General features: G+C 57.4%; 18 protein-coding genes. 7 read left to right on the forward strand and 11 right to left on the reverse strand.

Annotation, left to right across the window (positions count from 1 at the left end; all coding sequences use genetic code 11):
- Positions 1 to 2: 2 nt before the first annotated feature.
- Complete coding sequence (locus AC2FIC_RS00460; RefSeq protein ID WP_496690992.1) at positions 3 to 1,577, reverse strand: KpsE/RkpR family capsule polysaccharide export protein; 1,575 nt, start codon at positions 1,575 to 1,577, stop codon at positions 3 to 5.
- Positions 1,555 to 2,214: an ABC transporter ATP-binding protein gene (locus tag AC2FIC_RS00465; RefSeq protein ID WP_142636630.1), complete on the reverse strand. Its 660-nt coding sequence runs from the start codon at positions 2,212 to 2,214 to the stop codon at positions 1,555 to 1,557. Before AC2FIC_RS00465 ends, AC2FIC_RS00460 begins: the two co-directional genes overlap by 23 nt.
- 228 nt (positions 2,215 to 2,442) lie before the next feature.
- On the opposite strand from AC2FIC_RS00465, the gene AC2FIC_RS00470 reads away from it, so the two are divergent.
- Positions 2,443 to 3,030: a uracil-DNA glycosylase family protein gene (locus tag AC2FIC_RS00470; RefSeq protein ID WP_496690991.1), complete on the forward strand. Its 588-nt coding sequence runs from the start codon at positions 2,443 to 2,445 to the stop codon at positions 3,028 to 3,030.
- On the forward strand, positions 3,023 to 3,811 hold the full coding sequence (locus AC2FIC_RS00475; protein ID WP_281972684.1) for an SseB family protein: 789 nt from the start codon (positions 3,023 to 3,025) through the stop codon (positions 3,809 to 3,811). Before AC2FIC_RS00470 ends, AC2FIC_RS00475 begins: the two co-directional genes overlap by 8 nt.
- 45 nt (positions 3,812 to 3,856) lie before the next feature.
- Here AC2FIC_RS00475 and yghU read toward each other — a convergent pair whose 3' ends face one another.
- Positions 3,857 to 4,735, reverse strand: a complete 879-nt coding sequence (gene yghU, locus AC2FIC_RS00480; RefSeq protein WP_271949300.1) for a glutathione-dependent disulfide-bond oxidoreductase — start codon at positions 4,733 to 4,735, stop codon at positions 3,857 to 3,859.
- Between the two features lie 246 nt (positions 4,736 to 4,981).
- Between yghU and AC2FIC_RS00485 the strand changes: the two genes are divergently transcribed.
- A complete protein-coding gene (locus AC2FIC_RS00485) occupies positions 4,982 to 5,500 on the forward strand; it encodes a YHS domain-containing (seleno)protein (protein ID WP_496690990.1) in 519 nt (172 codons plus the stop codon).
- Positions 5,501 to 5,552: 52 nt separating this feature from the next.
- On the opposite strand, the gene AC2FIC_RS00490 is transcribed toward AC2FIC_RS00485, so the two are convergent.
- Together AC2FIC_RS00490 and metF are read right to left on the reverse strand one after the other, a co-directional pair.
- Complete coding sequence (locus AC2FIC_RS00490; RefSeq protein ID WP_496708716.1) at positions 5,553 to 6,224, reverse strand: J domain-containing protein; 672 nt, start codon at positions 6,222 to 6,224, stop codon at positions 5,553 to 5,555.
- A 214-nt stretch (positions 6,225 to 6,438) separates the two neighbouring features.
- Positions 6,439 to 7,305 carry a methylenetetrahydrofolate reductase [NAD(P)H] gene (gene metF, locus AC2FIC_RS00495; RefSeq protein ID WP_496690988.1) on the reverse strand — a complete coding sequence of 289 codons (867 nt, stop codon included), beginning with the start codon at positions 7,303 to 7,305 and terminating at the stop codon, positions 6,439 to 6,441.
- A gap of 93 nt (positions 7,306 to 7,398) precedes the next feature.
- Here metF and AC2FIC_RS00500 point away from each other — a divergent pair, with 93 nt between their 5' ends.
- Both AC2FIC_RS00500 and AC2FIC_RS00505 read left to right on the forward strand, forming a co-directional pair.
- Complete coding sequence (locus AC2FIC_RS00500; protein WP_271949308.1) at positions 7,399 to 8,304, forward strand: LysR family transcriptional regulator; 906 nt, start codon at positions 7,399 to 7,401, stop codon at positions 8,302 to 8,304.
- Positions 8,305 to 8,400: 96 nt separating this feature from the next.
- Positions 8,401 to 9,186, forward strand: coding sequence for an inositol monophosphatase family protein (locus AC2FIC_RS00505; RefSeq protein WP_142636646.1), 786 nt, complete (start codon positions 8,401 to 8,403; stop codon positions 9,184 to 9,186).
- A 54-nt stretch (positions 9,187 to 9,240) separates the two neighbouring features.
- Here AC2FIC_RS00505 and bhcD read toward each other — a convergent pair whose 3' ends face one another.
- Genes bhcD through bhcA form a run of 4 tightly spaced genes read right to left on the reverse strand, consistent with a single transcriptional unit; the run spans position 9,241 to position 13,583 of the window.
- Positions 9,241 to 10,221, reverse strand: coding sequence for an iminosuccinate reductase BhcD (gene bhcD, locus AC2FIC_RS00510; protein ID WP_496690987.1), 981 nt, complete (start codon positions 10,219 to 10,221; stop codon positions 9,241 to 9,243).
- A gap of 13 nt (positions 10,222 to 10,234) precedes the next feature.
- Complete coding sequence (gene bhcC / locus AC2FIC_RS00515) at positions 10,235 to 11,398, reverse strand: 3-hydroxy-D-aspartate aldolase BhcC (protein ID WP_496690986.1); 1,164 nt, start codon at positions 11,396 to 11,398, stop codon at positions 10,235 to 10,237.
- 11 nt (positions 11,399 to 11,409) lie between these two features.
- Complete coding sequence (gene bhcB, locus AC2FIC_RS00520) at positions 11,410 to 12,381, reverse strand: beta-hydroxyaspartate dehydratase BhcB (RefSeq protein ID WP_496690985.1); 972 nt, start codon at positions 12,379 to 12,381, stop codon at positions 11,410 to 11,412.
- Between the two features lie 11 nt (positions 12,382 to 12,392).
- A complete protein-coding gene (bhcA, locus tag AC2FIC_RS00525) occupies positions 12,393 to 13,583 on the reverse strand; it encodes an L-aspartate--glyoxylate aminotransferase BhcA (RefSeq protein ID WP_496690984.1) in 1,191 nt (396 codons plus the stop codon).
- Between the two features lie 189 nt (positions 13,584 to 13,772).
- Between bhcA and AC2FIC_RS00530 the strand changes: the two genes are divergently transcribed.
- Positions 13,773 to 14,615: an IclR family transcriptional regulator gene (locus tag AC2FIC_RS00530; protein ID WP_496690983.1), complete on the forward strand. Its 843-nt coding sequence runs from the start codon at positions 13,773 to 13,775 to the stop codon at positions 14,613 to 14,615.
- Here the strand turns inward: AC2FIC_RS00530 and AC2FIC_RS00535 are convergent.
- Positions 14,580 to 15,323, reverse strand: a complete 744-nt coding sequence (locus AC2FIC_RS00535) for a rhomboid family intramembrane serine protease (protein WP_142636658.1) — start codon at positions 15,321 to 15,323, stop codon at positions 14,580 to 14,582. The genes AC2FIC_RS00530 and AC2FIC_RS00535 overlap by 36 nt on opposite strands.
- A gap of 42 nt (positions 15,324 to 15,365) precedes the next feature.
- Positions 15,366 to 18,767, reverse strand: a complete 3,402-nt coding sequence (gene putA, locus AC2FIC_RS00540) for a bifunctional proline dehydrogenase/L-glutamate gamma-semialdehyde dehydrogenase PutA (RefSeq protein ID WP_496690982.1) — start codon at positions 18,765 to 18,767, stop codon at positions 15,366 to 15,368.
- Positions 18,768 to 18,875: 108 nt separating this feature from the next.
- Between putA and AC2FIC_RS00545 the strand changes: the two genes are divergently transcribed.
- Positions 18,876 to 19,358 (forward strand): Lrp/AsnC family transcriptional regulator, encoded by a 483-nt coding sequence (locus tag AC2FIC_RS00545; protein WP_496691044.1) that lies wholly within the window; start codon positions 18,876 to 18,878, stop codon positions 19,356 to 19,358.
- Positions 19,359 to 19,370 lie beyond the last annotated feature (12 nt).

Genomic DNA, 19,370 nt, shown 5'->3' on the forward strand with positions numbered 1-19,370 from the left:
TCTTACGAGGATACCTGTTCACGAAGGACCGACGCGGTAAGCGAGATCATCAGGTAGATACCAGCAAACAACAGGAAAGCCAAAATCGTATTTTCGAACTTGCGCGGATAGCTGGGTTCCTGACTGGGAACAGGATTGACGGAAACCGTCAGATACCGAACCTGACGATTGGCTTCGGTCCTGGTTGTCTCCATATGCTGCATAGCTGATTGCAGGATCATATCCCGAGCGGCCAGATCGGCCTGTGCCATCTGAATCCGAACACTCAGCCTGGCCAGCGAATTCTCGCCGGCAGAGACATCCAGCATTTCGGCGTTCAATTCCTCCAGCACAACCGTAAGCCGTGCGATATCGGCCTGTGCGCCATCCACCTTGGCTTTGTTTGGGCGGCGATTGTCCAACAAGGCTGCAAGCTGCAGCTCTTTGTCCTGAATAAGCGTCTCGATTTCGTTTATGCGGCCCCGCAACCCGGCAATGACGCTTTCAGGGTCAAGGATTGCGCCTTGCAGCTGAAGCTCGATCAGGTCTTCCTGAGCTTTCTTGCGTTCTTCCTGAGCGCTTACAAACCCTTCCCGGGCATCTTTCATCTGGTCTTCGCGTTTCTTTTCGGTCAGCGCGTTTACCCGTTGCTCGGCATAGGAAATCAGTTCTCGGGAAAACGCGGCCGAAGTCTGGGGGTCAGGTGTCGCCACCTCCATCCGGATCAGGCCATCGGTCGGGTCATATCCGACCGTGATCATGCGTTTGTACAGCTTGTAAGCCTCTTCGAGACTGGCGTCTGGGGATAATCGCTGAATGGGGTCGATCCAGTCCTGTTTGAACACATCAGCGAAACCGGCCTCTGTGTCCAAAAGTTCAAGCGCATCTTTCGATTCCAGAAACTCCTGGGTGGCAACCGAATCCTGCGTGGTCGCAAATTGGGTCCCTGCCAGAAGCCCTCCAATAGAGCCCGCGCCCCCGTCCGCCTGAAGGATCAGAAAGGCAGAGTTGCTGGCGTACATTGGGGTCGCGATCCGATAGAAATAGAGACCCACGACAAAGGTAGGTAGCAGGACAAAGGCCGCAAGCCGCGCAAACAGAGCGAACAGTTTGCGACGGCGGCGGCGGGCGATGTCCCTCTGAATCTGTCCGATTTCACGTTCACGCCGCTCGGCCGGGCTCATCTCGGGTCCGGGCAGATTCTCTGGTGCATCTTTCACGGTCTGGGGCAGGTGGATCGTGATGCGATCATTCGTCTGCTCGTCCGAAGTTTTCTTTTCCGAGGCAAGGTTCAGCAGACTGGAGCGTTCAAACGGATCAATTCCCTTTTTGCGCAACAACCGAACTGCATCATAGTCCGAAGTCGCCGCAAGACCGTTTTTCTGGGCGAGACGACGTGCCACCCTCAGTTGGCGGCCGGTCAGTCCTTCGCGTTTGATAGCGTCGATCTCGGTCCCTACTGGCGGTTCATTTGCTGCGCCGGGCGCCTGTGTGGCCTGGCGAATGCGCGAGATCGCGTCTTCGCGCGTTTCGGCATTTCCCGCAGACCGCCGTTTGCGACGCCAGTTGTATTTATCAGCCCTGGGTTTGGTAGTCATATAACTGCTTTGCCTCTTCCAAGGTTTCGAACAAGTGAAGCTGACCATCCACTAATACCGCCGCCTGACGCGCGAATTTTTCAAGCAGGGCCGGGTTGTGAGAGACGATGACCAGTGTTGTTGTGCGCAGCCGTTCCTGCAGAATGTCGCCTGCCTTTTTGTTGAATTCAACATCTGTTGTGGCCGGCATCCCTTCGTCGATGAGGTACATGTCGAAATCCAGAGCCAGCATCAACGCAAATGTGAACCGCGACCGCATACCGGATGAATAGGTCGCCAGCGGTTGATTGAAATATTCACCCAGGCCACACAGCCAACTGCAATATGCCTCGACATAGTCCGGGTCCATACCATAGATTTTGGCGATATAGCGCGAGTTCTCCAGAGCCGACAGCTTGTTTGAAACTCCGCCGGTAAATCCCATCGGAAAAGAGACGCGGCAGGATTTGCGAATGACCCCTTCGTCGGGTTTCTCTAGTCCGGCCATCATGTTGATCAGGGTGGTTTTTCCGGTACCGTTCGGGGCCAGAATACCGATGGATGTGCCAAGTTCGACGCGAAAAGACACTCTGTCCAGAATCACCTTTCGGCGCGTCCCGGTCCAAAAGGACTTGCTGACATTTTCAAACTCAAGCATCCAAAGCCTGCGGGTTTATCTTGTTGTTGCGCCGTTCGGACCGGCGAAAGAACGGTACCTCTACGGCGCCATATAGGCCACATTATGTCGAATTATGAAACAAATGATCAATGCGTTCCGGGGGTCGTTTTTGGTAATGTGACTTTTGCATCTGTTGGCGTCTGGATGTGTGTTACCTATCTTGCTTTCAGAACACTAACCATCTGATGCGGCACTGATTGCGATCTCATGAACCCACTCGAAAAAGAAATAGAGGCCTGCCGTATTTGTGCCGACCGATTTGCGGCAACCGAAACCGCGCATGAACCAAGACCCATTGTCTGGTTCCGCAAAGACACGCCCATTTTGGTCTGTGGTCAGGCTCCGGGGGCACGAGTGCATGCGTCGGGTCGCCCTTTTACCGACCCTTCCGGTGATCGGCTTCGGGCGTGGTTGGGTGTTGATGAGGAGCTGTTTTATGACCGTTCGCGTGTCTCGATCGTTCCAATGGCGTTTTGCTTTCCTGGCTATGATGCGCGCAAGGCAGATTTGCCTCCTCCGTCAGTATGCGGTCAGACTTGGCACGATCGGGTCATGGCGGATCTTGGGCCTGTGCCGTTGACCATTCTTGTCGGGGGGCACGCCCATAGATATCACCTGAAGTCACGTGGGTCAGTCACCGAAACCGTCCGCAACTGGCGGGACTATGCGCCGCGGGTCTTTGCCTTGCCTCATCCGTCCTGGCGGAATACGGCATGGATGAAGAAAAACCCGTGGTTCGAAGCCGATCTGTTGCCGGTTTTGCGCGCACGGGTGCAAGAGGTTCTGAATGACTGAGATTTCGGCTCTGGACGCCGCCCATGCCGCGGCTGAGGCTGCTCCGCAGGATGATGCGGCCCGTCTGCGTTTCTTTGAACGGCTGGCTGACAGTGAGCTGTTCCTGATGCTGACGGAAGAGGCAAAGAACGAGAATATTTCGCCCGAATTGTTCGATGTGGCAGATGGGCGTTTTGTGCTGGCTTTCGATCGCGAAGACCGGCTGGCCCGCTTCGCAGACCGCCCGGTGCCCTATGTTGCGCTGTCGGGGCGGGTTTTATCGTCTATGTTGTCGGGGCAGGGGATCGGGCTGGGGTTGAACCTTGAGGTTGCCCCGTCCTCGATGTTGATCCCGCCCGAGGCATTGGGCTGGTTGGTGGAAACTTTGCAGCATGGTCCCGAAGAGGTGCAACAGCACCTGTCCGAGTTCCTGGCTCCATCGGGGTTGCCCGACGAACTGCTGACAGCTTTGGACGCCAAGCTGGCTACGGCCATTGGGTTGGCGCAAGCCGCCTATCTGGTCAGCACCAAAACGGCTGAAGGTGGGTTCGGGCATTTGCTGGGTTTTGTCGATGCCGTCGAAGGGGCAGAGGCAGCTCTGGCCAAGGCCGCATCCGAAGCGCTTACCTTTTCCGGGGTCGAAGCTGGGGCAATGGACGTAGGTTTTTTCAAATCAAGTGACACGGCCGCAGCGTCTTTGGCGCGGGTGGGTTTGCGGTACGATCTGCCGCAGCCTGAGGCGCGTGTGAATGCGCATATCGCTCCTGGGCGCGATCCGGACAAACCGCCTTTGCTCAAGTAATGGTAGAATGGGGCTTCGCAGATTGATGCGCGAAGCCCGGTTTGTTTACTCGGCTGCTGGCTCCAGCTTGTCCTGTGTACGCGTTTCAAAGTCGCCGGCCTCGTGGCGTTCGTGAAGCTGTGTATGCTTTTCGCCAAAGGCACGATTGACCATGCGACCACGTTTCACGGCGGGACGGGCGTCAATCTCCTTGGCCCAGCGCATGACGTTCTTGTAGGATTCGACGTCCAGGAACTCGGCTGCGCTGTACAGGCGCCCAAGAACCAGTTGTCCGTACCAGGGCCAGATCGCGATATCGGCGATAGAGTAATCCTCGCCTGCGATATAGGTTTTCTCGGACAACTCCCGATCCAGAACATCCAGCTGCCGCTTGGTTTCCATGGCAAAGCGGTTGATGGGATATTCCCATTTCTCGGGCGCATAGGCGTAGAAATGGCCAAACCCGCCACCCAGATATGGTGCACTGCCCATTTGCCAGAAAACCCAGTTCATCACCTCTGTCCGTTCTGGCCCGGATTCGGGTAGAAATGCGTTGAACCTTTCAGCCAGGTGAAACAGAATCGAGGCACTTTCGAACACGCGCACTGGTTTTTCACCGGACCGATCCCAAAGGGCAGGGATCTTCGAGTTCGGGTTGGCCTCGACAAAGCCCGAACTAAACTGATCTCCCTCGCCGATGTTGATCAGCCAGGCGTTGTACTCGGCCTCTTCATGGCCTAGCGCCAGAAGCTCTTCCAGCATGACGGTTACTTTTACCCCGTTCGGAGTGGCAAGCGAATAGAGCTGCAGAGGATGGCGCCCAGCAGGCAAATCCTTGTCATGAGTTGCCCCCGCAATCGGGCGGTTGATATTAGCGAATTGTCCGCCGTTTTGGCTGTCCCATGTCCAGACCATCGGGGGCGTATAGGTCGATTGCTCGCTCATTTCTTGCCTTTCTCAGCAAAGTTCGGGTGAATTATCCGTTCGCTGCAACAGCTAATATTGCAAAGGGCAAAGTCCAACCCTGCCCGTTGGGAAGATTTTGTAACATTCAGTGCAAAAGACTTCACGTTTTCTCATTCGATGTCACAGCGACGCGAGCGGGACTGCGTTTGATCGAGGAATCACCTATTCTCTGCACAGCCCCGTATTCCGGGCCGATCACCCATCCAATAAAAAAGGACCGCCCTTATGAAACGACTTGTCTGGACCTTAGCTGCGACCTTGGCATTTGCCATGCCTGCCCTTGCAGGTGATCAGTATGTGGACGGCACCGGCTATGCGGTGTCAGGATATGACGTGGTTGCCTATCGCAGTCTGGATCAGGTTGCTGTCGGTCAATCACAGCCCGAAGCCGTCCGCGGAAGGTCAGATATTACGGCCGAATACAACGGCGTTACCTGGGCATTCTCGACCGAAGAGAACCGGGACAAGTTCTTGGAAAACCCTGCTTATTATGCGCCGCAATATGACGGTCACTGCGCCTATGGCGTGTCACGCGGCGGCAAGGTGCCTGCGAACCCGAACCTGTGGCGGATTGTTGATGACAAGCTGTATCTAAACATTACCGATGTGGTTGTCGGGTTTTTTGAAGAAGATATTCCCGGCAATATCAATCTGGCTGAAGGAAACTGGCCGGGCATCGAGGCCGACGGGGCCTCCAGCAGCGTGATCCCGAAGTTTACCTCCGAAGGCCCGGTCGCAAACTGAGATTTCTGCAACGGATGCAAAGCCCGGCATTGATTTGCCGGGCTTTTGTTTGTCATCCGGTCAACCAGTACTCATCCTGCGTTTGCTGGTCGGCGTTGAATCTGATCCGGACGCTGCGGGCGCCCGGAAATTTCTTGGTCGCAAGCGCAACGGGTACGACAACTTCGCCCGTGCCCGCATCTTTGGACTGAAAGCTCAGAATCTCTGTCTTGACGCGCTTGGTGCCAGCAAGAACACTCGTCGGCAATGCGACGCGGTTAGCACCTTCGCAGACAGGTGCGGAAATGAAATAAGTCAGGTTGCGGCCATGCAAGCCGACAGCGTCCGGAATGTGGTCAGCATCTTGCAGGCGATCCGCATCTTGACTGTCCACTGGGGTGTCCGGGGAGTCCTGCAAGTGGGGCAGCGCCGTATTCAACATTGCACGACAGGCATCAATATCTTGGGTTTCCAGCTGAATAACGCGTTTGCGCAACCGGGGGCGGCGTGGTTTCCCCGCCGCCGAGCCCGCCAGACCTTTCCCGGCCAGCCCCTCGCTGCGCAGCAAATCATAGGCCGCCTTGGCGTTGGCCAAGGCCGCACCGTCTCCGCCATTCTTATCGGGGTGGGCTTCGAATGCGATGTCGCGCCAGGCCTCTCGAATGTCATCTGAACTGGCGCTTTGAGCCAGACCAAGTGTGCCGAATGCATTGGCGCGGGCACTAACCTTGTCAAAAGGTTCCATACTAAATTCACTCATAAACAAACTATACGACCCCACAATGAATGGGCGGTTGCTAAAGTCAAATTTGTAACAGAATTGAACGGTTTATCGCGACAATGATTAAGGCTTCAGTTGGATTGTTCAAGTGGCCCCTGTCAGGCAGGGCAATCCCAACTTGTTCCACAAAAACACCCGGGGTTTTAGCCCCGGGTGCACAGTCTGAAACAAGCGGATATCAAGCGACGTTCTGAAGCTCGGCCTTTGGTGTGACTCCAAGGGCAAAGCACACATCCCGGGTCAGTTCCGGCCGGTTCAGGGTGTAAAAGTGGAGCTTGTCTACTCCGCCCTCGATCAGGTCTGAACAAAGTTCTGTGCACAACGCGGTGGCCAGCAGGTCTTCGCGGTCGTCACGAATGGCCTTCTCAAAGGCATTCTCGATCCAATCCGGAATATGTGTCCCGCATCTGCGGGCAAAGTTGCGCGCCCCTTTCCAGTTTTCGATCGGCAGGATGCCCGGAACGATGGGCTTGTCGATCCCTGCCTTTTCACAGGCATCGCGGAAACGGAAAAAGGTCTCGGCCTCAAAAAAGAACTGTGTCAGGGCTTCGTCGGCCCCAGCGTCCAGCTTGGCCTTTAGCCAGTCGATATCGGTGGAAAAATCCCGTGCTTCGGGGTGTTTGTCTGGATAGGCGCCAACACGGATGCTGAACATCTCGGTTTCTGCCAGTGCTTCGATTAATTCGACCGAGTCCGCGAACCCTTCCGGGTGCGGCGCGAACCGATCCTGACCCTTGGGCGGATCGCCGCGCAAGGCGACGATGTTCTCCACGCCCGCCCGAGCAAAGGTATCTGCGATTTCCAGTGTTTCCTGACGTGACGCATCCACACAAGTCAGATGTGCAGCAACAGGCAGGCCAGAGGACTTGTGCAATGTGGCCACCGCATCGCGCGTCAGCTCGCGCGTGGTGCCCCCCGCGCCATAGGTGACAGAAACAAAGCGCGGTTCAAGCGGTGCCAGTGTTTGCACCGTATCCCAAAGGCGGAATGAAGCCTCAAGTGTCTGTGGCGGGAAAAATTCAAATGAAACTTCTGGTCTTGTCATCTCGGCCTCACGGGTGAAATCTCTGACCCTTGTGCCAGCTTACGCATTGTGAGACAAACTCATATTATTCAAGAACAACATGAGTTCCGTGCAATGCATATCGAATTCCGCCACCTGCGTACGATCAAGGCGATCCATGAATGTGGCGGGCTTGCCCGTGCCGCAGATCAACTGAACATCACTCAATCCGCGTTGAGCCATCAAATCAAAGGCCTAGAGGATCAGGCCGGAGTCGAATTGTTCTTGCGCCGGTCCAAACCGATGAAACTTTCGGCGGCCGGTTTGCGGCTGTTACGCCTGGCCGAGCAGATCCTGCCGCAGGTCGAGGCGACACAGCAGGAGTTCTCTTCTTTGCGCGACGGGCGCACGGGCCGTATGCATATCGCCATTGAATGCCACGCCTGTTTTGAGTGGCTGTTCCCGGTGCTGGAATCCTTTCGTAAATCCTGGGGCGATGTGGATGTCGATATCCGCCCCGGCCTGGCCTTTGATGCCTTGCCGGCTTTGCAAAAAGAAGAGGTCGATCTGGTCGTTTCCTCGGACCCAGAAGATCTGCCCGGTGTCGAATTCATCGAACTCTTTGACTATGACGCAGTGTTTGTCGCGGCTTCGACACACCCGCTTGCCCAGAAAGAGTTCATTGAGGCCGAAGATTTTCGGGGCCAGACCCTGATTACCTATCCGGTCGAACGTACACGGTTGGATGTATTCAGCCAGCTGCTGATCCCTGCGCGGGTTGAACCGGCCGCAATCCGGCAGGTTGAGCTGACCGCTGTGATCCTGTTGCTGGTCGCGTCGAACCGGGGGATATCGGTGCTGCCGGACTGGGTTGTGCGTGAGGTGAAGTATAATTCAGACTATGTCACCCGCCCGCTGACCAAAGACGGAATTACGCGCAGGCTGTACGCCGCAGTGCGCACCGAGGACCTTGAGAAACCCTTTGTACAAGAGCTGATCAAGCTGGCCAAAACCGAGGCGCGCAAGCTGCAGGAGCAATAGGCACAAAACGCGGGTCTGCTATGCGTATCATTCCTCTTGGCAAGGGCGCATTGCCCCAGTATACGCGCGGTTTGACCGGACAGGAGCCTTTGGACAATGGTTGGCAGTGCAAACCTCAACATCATGATCAAAGCCGCGCGCAAAGCGGGGCGTTCACTGGTCAAGGATTTTCGTGAAGTCGAGAACCTTCAGGTGTCGATGAAAGGCGCCGGGGATTTTGTGTCCAAGGCAGACATTGCAGCCGAGGCGATCCTGAAAGAGGAACTGCTTGGCGCGCGCCCGACCTATGGCTGGCTGGCCGAAGAGGGCGGCGAGATTGCCGGCGAAGATCCCACCCGCCGCTGGATTGTGGATCCGCTGGATGGCACCACGAATTTTCTGCACGGCCTGCCGCACTGGGCGATCTCGATCGCGTTGGAACATAAAGGCAAAATTGTTGCCGGTGTGATCTATGACGCCGCCAAGGACGAGATGTTCTTTGCAGAAAATGGCGAAGGCGCATGGATGAACGACACCCGTATCCGCGTTTCGGGTCGTCACCGCATGATCGAGTCGATCTTTTCGACCGGGCTGCCTTTTGGCGGACGGTCTGACTTGCCAGCGACCCTGCAGGATCTGGCACGTCTGATGCCAGTCTGCGCCGGTGTACGTCGGTGGGGCGCAGCAGCGCTGGACATGGCTTATGTTGCTGCTGGCCGGTATGAAGGCTTTTGGGAACGCCGTCTGAATGCCTGGGATGTTGCCGCCGGGATCATCATCGTGAAAGAGGCTGGTGGCTTTGTGCAGGCTTTGAACCCGGAAGGTAACGTGCTGGAGGACGGCGAGGTCATCTGTTCCAACGAGCCCATCTTTGATCAGTTTTCCAAGGTCATCCGGGGCTGAGCCACCAACAGACAGGTCAAGCAAGCGCGCCCGATTGAGGCGCGCTTTTTCGTTTCAGAGGGTCGCGCGCTGGGCTAGATCCGCCTCTTCAGCCAATCGTGCAGCGACTGAGGCGACTGCAAGATCCTGCAACCCGACCCCGGTTCCATCAAACAGAGTGATCTGATCGTCGCTTGTCCGACCGGGATGGTCACCATTGATGACGGCGCCGATGGGCGCGATTGCATCCTCGGTCAAGGCGCCAAGGCTGATGGCATGTTGGGCCTCGCCGATTGTCACGGACTGGGCGACCTCGTCGGTAAAGACAGTCGCCGCAGCGACGAGATCTGCGTCAACCTCCTGTTTGCCTTTGGTGTCGGTGCCCATGCAAGCTAGATGCGTGCCGGGCTTGATCCAGTCTTTCATCAAGAGCGGCTCAAAAGCCGAGGTGATGGTGATGATCACATCCGCCTGTGCGCCCAGCTCCTGTTGGCTGACGGCCTCGAATTCCAACCCAACCTCAGTGGCCACAGCTGCAAGGCGGGGCAGCATGTCGGGATGCGGGTTCCAGGCAATGACCTTTTCGAAGTCGCGCTGTTCCGCCGCCGCCCGCAGCTGGAAAGTTGACTGATGTCCGGCCCCGACCATACCAAGTACTCTTGCGTCTTGCCGCGCCAGATGCGCGATCGAAACCGCCGAAGAGGCCGCTGTGCGCACCGCTGTCAGGTAATTGCCCCCGACAAGCGCGGACAATCGCCCGGTATCGGGGTCGAACAGAAACACCGTGGATTGGTGGTTGGTCAGGCCCTTCGCCGCATTGCCCGGCCAGTATCCACCGGATTTGAGGCCCAGCACCTGACCGTCGCGGTCAAATCCCGATTTGAACCCATAGAGTGCGTCGGCATGGCCCAAAGCCTCGCGGATAACGGGAAAGTTCCACGCGCCACCTTTAGCCATCGCACCGAACACAGCTTGTACAGCGTCAAAGGCCTGCTGGCGTCCTACCAGTTTCTCACACAGATCTTCGCCTACAATCAGCAGGCCGTCGCTTTTCATAACATCCCTCATCTCAATAGGCTTTCCCGCGGGCCGAGACCGGCCACAGGGCTTCGACTTTGCCGCCCCGTACGCCCACATACCAATCATGGACATTGCATGTGGGGTCACAGTGGCCCGGCACCAACCGCAGCTTGTCATTGACCTTCAGTACGCCGTCTGGATCCCCGATAACCCCATGCTCGTCCGAGCACTTGAGGTATTCGACATCATCACGTCCGAACACAAAAGGCAGGCCGCTATCGACCGATTGCGCCTTGAGGCCGGCGTCGCAGATGGCCTTGTCTGCTTTGGCGTGGCTCATGACGCTGGTCAGGATGAACAGCGCATTTTCCCATTCTCCCTGATCAATCCGCTGGCCGTTCTGATCCAGAATCCGCCCGTAATCCGCGTCCATGAAGGCGTAAGAGCCGCATTGCAATTCGTTGTAAACGCCCGAGTTACTTTCGAAGTAATAGGAACCGGTGCCGCCGCCCGAAACCAGTTCGCACTCGATCCCTTCTGCTTTCAACCCGGCGACAGCGTCTTTGACCATGGCAATGGCAACATCCAGCTTCTCTTTACGGGCCTCATAGGTGTCGAGATGTTGCATCGCACCCTGATAGGCCTGAATGCCGGTGAATTTCAGATTTGGCGCTGCTTGCACAGCTTTGGCAATCTCGATGACCGCCGGTGTCGTGGTTACACCACAGCGCCCTGCGCCGCAGTCGATCTCGATGAACACTTCCAGTTCTGTGCCGTGACGCGAAGCGGCAGCCGACAGGTCGGAGATATTGTCGATATCGTCCACGCAGACAATGATACGCGCGCCGAAATTGGGCAGCCGTGCCAGTCGGTCAATCTTGGCCGGGTCGCGCACCTGGTTGGATACAAGGATGTCCGTAATGCCGCCACGGGCAAATACCTCGGCTTCCGACACTTTCTGACAGCAGACGCCGACCGAACCGCCCATCCGTTCCTGCAGCTTGGCCACATCGACCGATTTGTGCATCTTGCCATGAACACGATGGCGCATCCCATGGGCCTTTGCGAAATCGCCCATCTTTCGGATGTTGCTCTCTAGCGCGTCCAGATCAAGGATCAGGCAAGGCGTCTGTATCTCGCTTTCGTCCATGCCGATCGCGGCAGGGATGTCGAAGCCGACCTCGAGGTCTTCAAAATTTACGGTCTTGTTCATGTTGTTTCTCCTTACCCTCTCAGCCAGGGCAGTTTGTCCAAGTCTACATTGCCACCGGTCACGATGACGCCAATGCGCTTGCCTCGGAAAACCTCTGGGTTCTTCAAAATGGTTGCCAAAGGAACCGCCGAAGACGGCTCCATCACCACGCGCAGGTGCTTCCAGGTCAGTTTCATAGCTTCGATGATTTCCTCTTCCGAGGCGGTAAAAATATCGGTCACGTGGTTGGATACGAAATGCCAGGTGTTTTCTTTCAGGGGCACCAGCAGCCCATCCGCGACTGTCTTGGGGGCGTCATCTGCGATGATATGACCGGCCTTGAAGGACCGGTAAGCGTCATCCGCCTGTTCCGGTTCCGCTGCATAAATTGCGGTCTCGGGCGCAAGGTTCGAAACCGTCAGACAGGTGCCTGAAATCATGCCGCCACCGCCGATGGGCGCGATAACGGCGTCCATACCACCAGTCTGTTCCAGCAGTTCGGCGGAGCAGGTGGCCTGACCGGTAATCACACGCAGGTCGTTATAGGGGTGAACAAATTCGCCACCGGTTCGGGCCTGAACCTCGGCAAATGTTGCTTCGCGCGAGCTTGTCGAAGGGTCACATTCGGTGATTGTACCGCCATATCGGCGAACTGCATCCTTCTTGGCCTGCGGGGCTGTGCGCGGCATGACCACGTTGCACGGAATACCGCGGCGGCCGGCCGCATAAGACAAAGACAAGGCGTGGTTGCCGCTGGAATGCGTGCAGACACCCTTGGGCATCAAATGGTCTGCAAGGCCGAATACAGCGTTGCAGGCCCCACGCACCTTAAAGGCCCCGGCTTCTTGGAAATTTTCGCACTTGAAGAACAGCTGCGCGCCGGTCAGGTCATTCAGGTGGTCCGAAACCATGACCGGAGTTCGGCGGATATGCGGTTTGATCCGATCATGCGCGACACGCATGTCCTCGATCGTCAGATCCGCGGCAGAGGGGTGATCCAACATTGTCATTCTCCTTACGCCGCGGCCTCGGTTCGGTTGCCGGGTGTGGCGCGAAAGTGTTCCTGGGCTGCGGCGACGCCAGAGCCCAACGTGATCGGATAGCTTAGATCGGCCATTGCCATCTCGATCGTACAGAGTCCGGACAGGACCATCGCATCTGTCAGACTGCCCAGATGCCCGATACGGAACGCCTTGCCGTGCAACTGGCCCAAGCCAACACCAAAGGACATCCCGTAGGTGTTAAAGGCATGGTCGGTCAGAATGTTGCTGTCGAACCCTTCGGGCACGTAGATTGCGCTGACCGTGTCCGAGTAAAGGTCTGGCGATTGAGCAACCAGTTCCAGCCCCCAAGCATCGACGGCGCGCCGGACGCCCTCGGCAAGCCGATGATGACGGGCGTAAACATTCGGTAAGCCTTCTTCAAACAGCATCTTCAGGCTTTCACGCAGCCCGTAGATCAGTTGCAGAGGTGGTGTATAGGGAAACCCTCCGGTCGCATTGGCCGCCATCATATCCCGGAAATCGAAAAAGGTCCGGTGCAGCTCTGCGGTTTCCATCGCGTCCAGCGCTTTCTGGCTGACGCAAAGGATGGCCATGCCAGTGGCCAGCATGAATCCCTTCTGCGATCCCGAAACCGCGATGTCGACGCCCCAGCGGTCGAACTCGAACGGTACAGAGGCCAAAGAGCTGACGCAGTCCACCATCAAAAGCGCCGGATGATTGGCGGCATCCATCGCCCGCCTTACAACCCCGATATCCGAAAGCACCCCTGTCGCCGTCTCATTATGAGTGACCAGAACGGCGCGAATTTCATGCGCTTTGTCCCCACTCAGAACAGTCTGAAATTGGTCAGCGGGAGCGCCGCTGCCCCAAGGGCAGTCGATGACCTGAACGTCAAGCCCGTGACGTGTGCACAGATCAATCCAGCGGTGGCTGAAAACGCCATAGCGCGCAATCAGGACCTTATCACCGGGGCTGAGCGTGTTGGTGATTGCAGCCTCCCATCCACCTGTGCCGCTGGCGGGAAAGGTAACGATCTGTGCCGCAGCCGTATCAAAGACCTTCTTGGTGTCTTCCAGTACGGGTGCAAATGTCTGGACAAAGTCCGGCGCGCGATGATCCTGCGTCTGGACCTGCATGGCAAGGCGCAATCTATCAGGTATGTTGGTCGGGCCGGGAATGAAAACCGGGTTTTGGTTCGACATGGCTTGTTCCTCTGCTTTGGAGATAAGTGTCCGGGAAAAAGCTGCATTACGCAATTTTCTTGAAAAATATTTTCATTTATTTAAGATAAATATTAAGCTACTGATATATTAAACTTTTCCGTTTTTCATTTTTACGTACAAGAAATCCGGACGCGAGAAACTTTGGACAGCTGAAAGGAAATGCCTGGGATGGAAACGCAGAAAAGGCCACGCGGCAGACCAAAATCGCTGTTCAAGGAAAGCTCGGCCGGGACCATGCAATCGCTGGATCGGGCGCTGAGCGTTTTGACCACAGTGGCCCGTCTGGAACGCGCAGCACTCAGCGATTTGGCGCGCGAAGTTGATGTGCCCACGGCCACAACACACCGAATTCTGATGACGCTGCAGAAGCACGGTTTCGTCGCCTTTGATGAAGAGCGTCAAGAATGGATGATCGGGATCGAGACTTATCGCACCGGAGCGTCCTTTCTACGCCGTAATGGTGTTATCGAAATCGGAAGGCCCATTTTACGCCGGCTGATGCAGGATAGCGGCGAAACGGCGAATCTGGCCGTTCCGGACGGGGCCGAAGTGGTGTTTGTGGGGCAGGTCGAAACGGCCAATCCGATCCGGGCCTTTTTTCCACCGGGCGCGCGGACACCGATGTATGCCTCGGGCACCGGTAAGGCGATCTTGGCCGCGTTGAACGAGGCTGCATTGATCAAAGCGCTGGGCACGTTGGACACAAAGGTCTTCACGCCTCAAACACTGGTGCCCGGCGATGCACTGCAAAGCGATCTGGATCAGACCCGGGCCCGCGGGTGGTCGCATGATCGGGAGGAACGATACGAGGGGATGTCATGCATCGGTGCGGCCATCTTCAACGACCGGAGGGAACCCTGTGCGGGCATTTCCGTATCTGGCCCTACCGCCCGGTTCAGCACTGAACGCGCGCCGGAATTGGGCCGATTGGTACAAGCCGCCGCGCAAGAGGTTACCTTGCTCAGCGGTGGGCGCTTACCGGCGCGGGATGCGGGGGATGCGGGATTGTGACAGCTTGTATTTGTGCTCTGGATGGGGCGGATGCCCATGGGTGCGGTTCCAATAGTCACTCGCGCCGCGCCGCAACCAAAGGGGTATGCACAAGAGCAAACCAACAAGGAAGCCCCCGGTATGGGCCCAATAGGCGACGCCGCCCTCGTCGGGGTTGCTGGACAGGCTCCCAATGAACTGCATACCCAGCCACACGCCTAGCATGACAAACGCCGGGATCGAGAAGACACGGAAATAGATCACCAGAACAAGCAGGATGTCCACGCGCGCTTTGGGGAACATCAACAAATAGCCACCCATGACGCCAGCTATTGCGCCAGACGCACCAATCGTAGGGACCAGAGATTGTGGCGCTGTGACGACGTGGATCAGACCGGCCCCGATACCGGCGGCAAGATAGAACAGTAGAAAGGGCAGGTGGCCCATTTCGTCTTCGAGGTTGTCGCCGAAGATCCACAGGAACAGCATGTTTCCTGCCAGATGCATCCAGCCGCCATGCAGGAACATCGAGGTCACGAGGGTCTCAAGCGTATAGCCGTCCGTAATCCGGGCGGGCACCACCGCATAGTCGGTATACAGCTGGGTGATCAGCCGCTGGTTCTCCATGCTTCCCGCATAGCTGAGGAAAATCAGGATATTTGCAGCCATCAACAGATAGATGACATACGGTGTGCGTCCCGAAGGGTTATGGTCACGAATTGGAAACATGGTGCGACGCTGGGCGGTTGGCTGCCCAGCGTCAAGGCCTGTTTAGGCCGCACCCCCCAGCAATGCGGCATTCCCACCCGCAGCAGTGGTGTCGACACAGACATGTCGTTCTCCCAGAACGCGGGTGCGATCTGGCAGGCCGGGGATCAGAGGGATGATTGGGCCTGCACGCCGGGACAGATGACGCTCGATTTCCTGACCGGTTGCGTCGTCGCCCCACCACAATACGCCCGAGAAGCCAGTCAGGTTTTCAAGCCGGTGCAGGTCAAAGGCACCGGTAGCGATAATCGCCTGACCGCCCAGGGCTTTGACCGCATTGGCCTGCGCTTGTGCGGCTTCAACTCCGGGGCCCATACACAATAGCGGTGCGCGTGAGAATTCACTCAGGCGGTTCGATTCACCCGTCGGACCGGGCAGCAACCGCGCCTTGATCTCAGCAGATTTTTCTTCTGGTAATGGTAGATCGGTCATATCGGTGGACCATTGCTCGGGACTGACCTTCCGGTCCGGGGCGCAGAAACGGGTCAGGTAGTTCGGCCCACCCGCCTTTGGGCCGGTCCCCGACAGGCCCTCGCCGCCAAAGGGTTGCGATCCAACTATGGCGCCGATCTGGTTGCGATTGACGTAGATGTTTCCGGCATGAACAGCTTCGGTGATGTGCTGAACGCGGTCGTCGATCCGTGTGTGCAGGCCAAAGGTCAGCCCGTATCCTGTGGCGTTGATATCGGCGATGATCTGATCCAACTCTGAGGAATTGAACCGCACTACATGCAGGACGGGGCCAAACACCTCGCGCTCCAACTCGGCAATGCCGGGGATTTTGATAAGGGTTGGGGCGATGAACGTGCCGTCACCAGGGACGGACATCTCTTTCAGGACACGCCCTTCGGACCGTGCCAATGCGATGTGATCGGCGATGCCGCGACGAGCATCGTCGTCAATCACCGGGCCGCAATCGGTTGAGATAGGCCAGGGATCACCAACCAGCAGCGCATCCATAGCCCCTGTCAGCATGGTCAGAAGATCATCGGCAATGTCTTCCTGGACATAGAGACAGCGCAGGGCCGAACATCTTTGCCCCGCTGATTGGAACGCGCTTTCGATGATGGACTGAACCGCCTGTTCGGGCAGGGCGGTGCTGTCCACGATCATCGCATTCAAGCCACCAGTTTCCGCGATCAGAGGCGTTCCCGGCCGCAAGTTTCCGGCCATGGCCGCACGGATTTTCAGGGCGGTCCCGGTCGAGCCGGTAAAGGCCACTCCCGACACTCTCGGGTCCGAGGTCAGGGCTGCGCCCACCGATGGACCGCCCGGCAGCAACTGTAGCGCGCTGCGTGGCACTCCGGCCTCGTGCAGCAATTCAACGGCGCGATGCGCGATCAATGGTGTCTGCGGTGCGGGCTTTGCCAACACCGCATTCCCAGTGGCCAAAGCGGCGGATATTTGACCGGTGAAAATGGCCAGCGGAAAGTTCCACGGGCTGATGCAGGTGAACACACCCGCTGGTTCTGCGTCGGGTATATTCGCCGCATAATAGCGCAGGAAATCTACCGCCTCGCGCAGTTCGGCGACTGCATCGGGCAGGGACTTACCAGCCTCACGGGCCAGCAGGGCGAAAAGTTCACCGAAATGGGTCTCGTAAAGGTCGGCGGCGGCATTCAGAACCTGCGAGCGTTGATCTGCCACTACCTGCCAGGGGGTGGCTGCAGTCAAAGCAAGCTCGACATCTTGTGCGCTGGCCGGAGCAACGGCACCGGGGCGATCCCGCGACTGTGCGGGGTTGACGATGGGCTGATCGTCATCGGGCCGCGCATCGCCGGACAACAACGGGCGCGCATACCAGCGATGCGCCCGAAACGCGTCGCGGGCGGCGTTGACCCGGTCCAAAGTGGGAATGTGCCGCAGATCAAACCCCTGCGAATTGGGCCGCTCGGGTTGATACAGTTCGGGTCCGGTTGGAATGGCGCGCGCCGGTTCGAGGAGAGTCAGAAACGGATCGGCCGCAACTTCCTCCGGGGGAACAGTATCATCCACGATTTGGTTCACGAATGAAGAGTTCGCACCATTTTCAAGCAGTCGCCGCACCAGATAGGCCAGCAAGTCACGATGGGCCCCGACAGGCGCATATATGCGGCAGCGTGTCTTGTTTGCGTCCTTAACCAGATGGTGCAGGGTTTCCCCCATCCCGTGCAGCCGCTGGAATTCGAAAGGCTGATCAGTTGCCATCTGCAGAATTGCACTGACCGTATGAGCGTTATGGGTGGCAAACTGCGGATAGATCCTGTCGGTCATGGTCAGCAATTTTCGCACATTAGCAATATAGGAAACATCGGTCACGGCCTTGCTGGTAAACACCGGAAAACCCTCTACGCCTTCAACCTGAGCGCGCTTGATCTCGGTATCCCAATAGGCGCCTTTGACCAGCCGCACCATCAGTTTGCGGTCATAGCGCTCGGCCATTCCATAGAGCGCGTCCAGAGCGATTCCGGCACGCGGACCATAGGCCTGAACCACAATTCCGAACCCGTCCCATCCTGCCAGCGCAGGTTCAGCCATCACCGCTTCGATGACCTGCAGGGACAGCGACAGGCGGTCGGCCTCTTCGGCGTCGATATTCAGGCCCATGCCAGCGGCTTTGGCCAAAAGGCACAGGGCGCGCAGGCGGGGAACAAGCTCGGCCATCACACGCTGTTCTTGGGCCAGCTCATACCGGGGGTGCAGCGCCGACAGCTTGACCGAGATGCCCGGATTAGCCCGAATGTCATCATGGGTGCAGGCCTCTGCAATGGCGGTGATGGCACGGGAATAAGACAAATGATATCGGGCCGCGTCGGCCTCGGTCCGTGCGGCTTCACCCAGCATATCGTAGGAATAGGTATAGCCCTTGGCCTCCATCCCGCTGGCACGTTCCATGGCCGACTGGATGGTCTCGCCCAGCACGAACTGACGGCCCATTTCCTTCATTGCGCGCCCGACGGCCGTGCGGATAACCGGTTCACCCAGTCTTTTGATCGCACCTCGCAGGGCACTGACAGGCGAGGGCTTGCCGTCGTCGAGAACTTTACCGGTCAGCATCAGCGCCCAGGTCGAGGCATTCACCAGCGGCGAGGAGGATTGCCCAAGATGCTTGCCCCAGTCGGACGGCGCGATCTTGTCTTCGATGAGAGCATCGATCGTGTCGGCATCCGGCACGCGCAGCAGCGCTTCGGCCAGACACATCAGCGCCACGCCCTCATCGGTGGACAGGCCATATTCGGCCAGAAACACCTCCATCATGCCCGGCGATGTACTGGATCGAATATCACGCACAAGCTGGGCGGCTGCCGCACAGATTTGGGCTCGATCAGTTTCAGACAGCGCGGCATGATCGATAAGATTGTCGAGAACGGCGGTTTGATCAGCGTAGGTTTGGCTGTCGATATGGGTGCTCAGGCTGTGTGACATGAATCCTCCAGGCTTTTGTTGAATATAATGTCGATTTCTCAGGACGATTGCCGTATTTTTTAATTCATCTGGTCGGATGGACTGTATTTAGGGGATAATGCCGTGCAAATGAACTTTCCGGATTTGGATCGGTTTGATCGAGCGATCTTGGCGATTCTCTCAGAGGATGGGCGCATATCAGTTGCCGACCTTGCGCGGCGGATCGGGCTGTCGAAATCCCCAACCCAGGCGCGTCTAAAGCGACTTGAGGTTAGCGGGGTGATCACCGGGTATCGCGCTCTACTGGACCCGATCCGACTGGGGCTGGACCATGTGGCTTTTGTCGAGGTGCGCCTGACAGACACAAGAGAGAAGGCACTGGCCGAGTTTAACGCCGCAGTCCGCAAGGTGCCCGAAATCGAGCAAGCCCATATGATCGCGTCGAATTTCGACTATCTGCTGAAAATCCGCACTGGTTCAATGTCGGAATACCGCGCCGTTTTGGCTGAGAAGATATCCTCGCTTCCGCATGTGGCGAATACCTCGACCTTTGTGGCGATGGAGGCAGTTAAGGAAACCGTTGTTTCAGGCGCTTTGGACAGGGTGGGTTGACGAATTGCGCAA

It is taken from the genome of Ruegeria sp. CDSC079, from assembly GCF_059610505.1.